Annotated in this window: 1 protein-coding gene and 1 pseudogene; both read right to left on the bottom strand. The window is 51.6% G+C overall.

The genetic code is table 11. The features are described from left to right. Nucleotides 1-316: pseudogene (locus tag ACTHS3_RS16525) on the bottom strand (IS3 family transposase); the annotation flags it as partial. Beyond that, complete coding sequence (locus ACTHS3_RS16530) at nucleotides 220-570, bottom strand: helix-turn-helix domain-containing protein (protein ID WP_003756443.1); 351 nt, start codon at nucleotides 568-570, stop codon at nucleotides 220-222. The pseudogene ACTHS3_RS16525 and the gene ACTHS3_RS16530, both read right to left, overlap by 97 nt. Between the last annotated feature and the right edge of the window lie 60 nt (nucleotides 571-630).

Consider the following 630-nt stretch of genomic DNA (forward strand, 5'->3'; position numbering starts at 1 on the left):
GTTCCAACTGCTTCATCAACCGCGCCACTTTTTTGCGGTTCCAATCTAATGCGGCGGCAATGCGCCTTTGTCCGTAGCGTCCTTTATGCCGCCGGTAGGTTTCGACAAGGAGGGCTTTGTCGGCTTCGTCGGGGTCGGGTCGGTTTTGGTGGTGGTAGTAAAAGCTGCTTTTAGGCAGGTTTGCGATGTGCAGCAGGTATTTGAGCGGGTGTTGCGCCCTCAGTGTTTGGACGGTTTGGCTTTGTCCTTTTCGGTCTGTTTTTGGCTGAGGGCTTTTAACTCCTTTAGATAGGCAACCTCTGCGCGCATATAGCACAACTCTTCAATAAGCTCTGCCTGCGTTTTTTCTTGGTCGGGTTTATCTGCGATGAAGGGGTTTTTGCGGTGTTGGGGCATGGTTTTGGATTGGGGATGTTCGAGTGCGCCGATACCGCCTTCTTGATAGGCGCGTATCCATCGTCGCAGGTGGGTTCGGGAGATGCCGTAGTGGTCTGCGGTACGCTGTTGGCTGCGTATGTGCAGGTAGTGGAGTACGGCTTGGTATTTGAAGTGTAATGTATATTTGCTCATAAAAAAACTGCACTTTGTGAGTTGGAGGGGATGTCCAACTTTTGGGGTGCAGTTCAGGTT

Source organism: Neisseria sp. P0009.S007 (assembly GCF_051962515.1).

Excerpts from the sequence above, each read along its gene's own strand:
- ACTHS3_RS16530 (WP_003756443.1), bottom strand. The coding sequence starts at position 570 with ATGAGCAAATATACATTACACTTCAAATACCAAGCCGTACTCCACTAC.